Raw genomic sequence first — 4,693 nt, 5'->3', positions numbered from 1 at the left:
CCGCTATTTCGGCCTCTCCGATCGCGGCCGTGTCGCCCCCGGCCTGCTGGCCGACCTTGTGGCGGTGACGGGCGATCCGGTTGCCGATCTCGCAGCCGTCACCCGCGTGCGATTCGTGATGAAGGGCGGGGCGGTGGTACGGGCCGATTAGACGGCGGCTGTCCTACAGGGGGTGATTCCGCTTATCATCCGGCCCGGGTTCGCCCGCCGCTCTGTCTCAATTTGCAGTGTCGAACAGCCTCGCGCGCACAAGAAAAAACTGTAACCTTTGTAACCTACAGGCGCGCGCTGCCGGGCGGCGCTGGCAAGCCTGAAGCCCTTTCGCCGGACCGACAGTCAGTCATCCAATTTGGCAATTCAGACGGTCCGCATTACTGCCGACCGCCATGGACAAGTTCAACAACACCGCCGGCACCGCCGCCCTCCTCGCCAGCCGCCGTTCCGGCAAAGCGCGTGAGATGATTGCACCCGGCCCCGATGCCAGCCAGTTGCAGGCCATGTTGGCCGCGGCCGCTCGCGTGCCCGATCATGGCAAGCTGAACCCGTGGCGATTCGTGGTGATCGACAATCGCGCCGCCTTTGCAGACGCGCTGATGGCCATCTATCTGGCAGGCAAGCCCGACGCCGGCCGGCTGGAGCGCGAGGCGGTGACTCAGTTCGCCACCCAGGCGCCCTGCCTGGTGGTTGTGATCGCCAGCCCCAAGCCCAGCCACATCCCGGCTTGGGAGCAGGAGCTTTCCGTGGGCGCCGCCTGCCAGAATCTGGTGCTGGCCGCGCACGCCCATGGCTTTGTTGCCAACTGGCTGACCGGCTGGGCGGCGTTTGACGATCAGGTGCTGGCGCTGCTGGGCGGCGTCGCCCCGGAACGCATCGCCGGCTTCTTCTTCATCGGCAGTCAGGGCAAGCCGCTGGAGGAACGCCCCCGGCCCGACCTTGCCGCCATCACCAGCCACTGGCGCGGCTGAACCGCCTCAGCTGCACTGCACCGTGCCGCTGCCGGCGTCCTTCTTGATGCAGCGGGCGCCGCCGGTGATGCGCACATCGCCAGAACCGGCGATTCGCACATCGGCCTGACCGCTGGCGCGCGCACTGACATTGCCCGAACCGGCAATGCTGATCGCGGTGTTGGAACAGGCCAGGCCAGCCAGATCAGCATCACCACTGCCGGCGATCTTCACATTGAGCGCACCACAGCGACCGGCGACCTTCACATCACCGGAACCCGAAATCGCCACATTAGCGGTGCGGGTATCAAGGCTGGCCAGCATCAGATTGCCTGAACCGGCGACTCGAATATCGAAGATGTCGCCACTGCCCTTGTCCGCCTGCACATCGGCTGAACCGGCGAGCGACAAGCCATGCAGGGCCGGCAGCGTGACGGCGACGTTCACGTCCTTCCCGCCCCAACCCCAATTGCCCTTCTTGCGGCCGATATGGAGCACGCCCTTTTCAACGCGCACCTCCAGCTTGTCGAGGTCGGCCGCTTCGCCGCTGGCGATAACCGAATAGCCATTGCCCTGACGAACCGAGACGTTGTCGCTGCCGCCGACGGCCACCTTATCAAAGCCTGACGCATCGAACCGGCGTTCCGCAGCGTTGGCTGGAGCGGCGGCAATGGCAGCGGTGAGCAGCAACAGGGCAGGGCGGATCATGGCAGAAGCTCCTCGTGTATTGCTGTATTAATACACAAAGGCTGGACAGCTGCAAGTCCATTACGAAACAGGCGCCGGTCCCTGGGTGGGAAGCGGCGCCTGTGTCATCGCGAAGCCGTGTTGGCTCCGCCGAAGCGGCTTACGCGGCTTTCAGCACTTGTTCGATCTTCTGCTGGGCAGCCGGTTCATCGATGTTTTCCATCGCGGCCAGTTCACGGGCGAGGCGGCCGATGGCGGCTTCGTAGATCTGCCGTTCGGAATAGCTCTGTTCCGGCTGGTCTTCGGCGCGATGCAGATCGCGCACCACTTCGGCGATGCTCACCAGATCGCCCGAATTGATCTTGGCTTCATATTCCTGGGCGCGGCGCGACCACATGGTGCGCTTGATGCGCGGCTTGCCCTTCAGGGTGGTCAGCGCTTCGTTCATGGTGGCCTGGCTCGACAGCTTGCGCATGCCAACGCCTTCCGCCTTGTTGGTCGGAACGCGCAGCGTCATCCGCTCTTTTTCGAAACGCAGCACGAACAGATCGAGCGACGCACCTGCGATATGCTGGCTCTGGATTTCCACCACGCGCCCCACGCCATGCTTGGGGTACACGACATAATCACCGACTTTGAAACCGAGCGGTTTGGCAATCACCATAGATCCAGTATCCTTTTTCTTCAGGCCGTCGGGATCAATCGTGCCGTACCGGCGTGCGAGCGGCGCTGCCGGGGACCTGCTGACGACCCATTGACGTGACTGACTGCCTGTCTTGTATGACCCTGGCCCGTTGCCCACCTAGCAGGTTGGCGAAGATGGCGACGGAACCGGCGAACCCGGCCGGAGCACATCGCCGCCGACCACGATAAGGTCATATCAGAAACATGTCACAATTGCCATACCAATGGGCACGCCTGTCCACGAAATTGGCATGTACGGGTCAAAAAGTCTCATTTTCGGCCATTTTCAGGCCGAAAATGGACCAGTTTGGCGGGCGTTACGAGCCCTTGCCCGGGGTCGGCGTGAAATATTTGTCGAACTTGCCGTCTTCGCCCTTGTGCGAATCGGCATCATCCGGGGTCTCGCCCTTCATGGTGATGTTCGGCCACTGGGCGGCGTAAGTGGCGTTGATCTCCATCCACTTTTCAAGGCCGCCTTCGGTATCGGGCAGAATGGCTTCGGCCGGGCATTCCGGTTCGCACACGCCGCAATCAATGCATTCGTTGGGGTTGATCACCACCATGGTCTCGCCTTCGTAGAAGCAGTCCACCGGACACACTTCGACGCAATCCATATACTTGCACTTGATGCACGCTTCAGTGACGACGTAGGCCATAAATCTCCCCTCAAGGCAGCAGCAGCCGCCAAAGGCTGGTTACCCCTGTTATTCGTTCGCGCCTTAGGCGAGGGCGAAGGCTTCTGGCAAGAGGGCATCTTGCGAAGACAGGGTCGCATCAGCGTTGATCGCCGCTCTGCCGGGGGTGAGATCGGTGTAGAAATCGCGGGCTTCGGCATTGGGGCCGCGGTGATCCGGCAGGCCTTCCACGCGCACCACGATCACATCATCACCGCGCGGCCAGCTGAGCACCGCTCCGGCCCTGACCAATGTCGCTGCACGATCCACCACGCGGCCATCGATACGCAATCGTCGGCTTTCACACAGGTCCTGAGCGTGGGATCGGGATGGCGCCAAGCGCGCAAACCAGAGGAACTTGTCCAGCCTCAACCCTGCTCCGTAGACCAAATGCTACCTCCTCATCATCGCGGCCAGATTGGCAAAGGGCGAAGCCTCGTTCCCTCTGGCCGGGGGAACAACGTCGTCCGCCGGCGCTGACCGGCGGATGGCGGGACGTGGCCCGGCCCAGGCGAAATGCGGCGCGCCATCAACGAGGCGCGGGCGATAGCCCAATGCCCGCAGCAGCCGCGCCAACCCATCCTGCGACAGGCCAAGCGTGGAGGCCCAATTGGGATCTGGCATGAACGGGGCGCGACCATCGCGACGCTCGTGGATATGGCGCGACAGGCGATCCACCATGTCGATGCGCACCGCAATCGCGTCCTTGCCCTGGCCCAGCCGCCAGAAGCCGGCGACCAGCAGCACATTGGCCGGCGCTTCCACAGCCGCGCCCGACAGCGAGACCCGGCCGGGTGCCGGCAGCGGTGGCAGGCTGGTCAGTTCGGTGGCCACGGCCCACAGGGCAAGGCGCCAGCGCGTCGGTTCCGGGCGCAGCAGCGCTGGCACGAACAGATGCAGCGGGCCCATGCGTACGCCGCAGCGGCTGAGCGCCTGCCGGTCGGTGCGGGTCACGCCCACCAATTGTTCGGCGACATGCTCGCGGGCCAGTACGCCCAAACCTTCCACCAGTTGCACGATCAGGCCGCGCGCCGGCGCGGAAACCTCGGCGCGAAGCGCCTGCACCTTAGCCAGCGGCGCCGCGACATGGGCGATGGCTTCACCCACAAAACGCTCCAGCCGCTCCTGCACCCGACGACGATCATCCGGGCCGAGCGCTGAAACGGCGCGATCAAGCTCCACGCGCGGGGTCAGCGCATCGCGGCCCTTGCGCAACACCGCCACCCGCGCGCCCTGCCACAACAGGCGCGGCGGCAGGCTACCATCGAAATCCAGCGTGAAATCCGCGTCACCCGCTTCGGCCAAGCGCTTGGCGCGGGCGCCCAGTTCGCGCGACAAATGGCGCTCGGCCGCGGCCAGCAGCAGTCGTTGTTCGCCGGCGCGGGCTGCCGCATCCGCGGTGAAGCGGAAACCATCGAGGCGGCCGATCACTTCGCCATCAACCGCTACGCCGCCATCGGTTTCGATCAGAACGTGGGCTGATACCCCGCGCGCCTTCAGATCCTTGAGCAACACGGCGGTGCGGCGATCGACAAAGCGCTGGGTCAGCGCGCCGTGCAGCGCGTCAGACAGGCGATCTTCCAGCGTCCGGGTGCGTTCTGCCCAATGCGCGGGATTGTCGAGCCAATCGGGCCGGTGCGCGATATAGGTCCATGTCCGCGCCGCCGCGATGCGATCGGCAATCGCTTCCACATCACCCGTCAT

General features: G+C 64.5%; 5 protein-coding genes and 2 pseudogenes. 2 read left to right on the top strand and 5 right to left on the bottom strand.

The genetic code is table 11. From position 1 onward, the window contains the following. Together Q7O19_RS13040 and Q7O19_RS13035 are read left to right on the top strand one after the other, a co-directional pair. Positions 1–151 (top strand): annotated as a pseudogene (locus Q7O19_RS13040) (amidohydrolase family protein); the annotation flags it as partial. Between the two features lie 235 nt (positions 152–386). Next, positions 387–965 carry a nitroreductase gene (locus tag Q7O19_RS13035; RefSeq protein ID WP_303810921.1) on the top strand — a complete coding sequence of 193 codons (579 nt, stop codon included), beginning with the start codon at positions 387–389 and terminating at the stop codon, positions 963–965. Positions 966–971: 6 nt separating this feature from the next. Here Q7O19_RS13035 and Q7O19_RS13030 read toward each other — a convergent pair whose 3' ends face one another. The 5 genes and pseudogenes from Q7O19_RS13030 to Q7O19_RS13010 form a co-directional block, all read right to left on the bottom strand. After that, positions 972–1,652 carry a head GIN domain-containing protein gene (locus Q7O19_RS13030; RefSeq protein ID WP_303810920.1) on the bottom strand — a complete coding sequence of 227 codons (681 nt, stop codon included), beginning with the start codon at positions 1,650–1,652 and terminating at the stop codon, positions 972–974. A gap of 139 nt (positions 1,653–1,791) precedes the next feature. After that, positions 1,792–2,292 (bottom strand): CarD family transcriptional regulator, encoded by a 501-nt coding sequence (locus Q7O19_RS13025; RefSeq protein WP_303810922.1) that lies wholly within the window; start codon positions 2,290–2,292, stop codon positions 1,792–1,794. Positions 2,293–2,632: 340 nt separating this feature from the next. Next, on the bottom strand, positions 2,633–2,971 hold the full coding sequence (gene fdxA / locus Q7O19_RS13020) for a ferredoxin FdxA (protein WP_022679331.1): 339 nt from the start codon (positions 2,969–2,971) through the stop codon (positions 2,633–2,635). A 63-nt stretch (positions 2,972–3,034) separates the two neighbouring features. Next, positions 3,035–3,361: an RNA-binding S4 domain-containing protein gene (locus Q7O19_RS13015; protein ID WP_303810919.1), complete on the bottom strand. Its 327-nt coding sequence runs from the start codon at positions 3,359–3,361 to the stop codon at positions 3,035–3,037. A gap of 21 nt (positions 3,362–3,382) precedes the next feature. Further along, a pseudogene (locus Q7O19_RS13010) lies at positions 3,383–4,693 on the bottom strand (helicase); the annotation flags it as partial.

The organism is Sandarakinorhabdus limnophila DSM 17366, assembly GCF_945882885.1.
In the GTDB taxonomy this organism is placed as follows: domain Bacteria; phylum Pseudomonadota; class Alphaproteobacteria; order Sphingomonadales; family Sphingomonadaceae; genus Sandarakinorhabdus; species Sandarakinorhabdus limnophila_A.
This window is presented reverse-complemented; position numbering and strand designations above follow the sequence as displayed.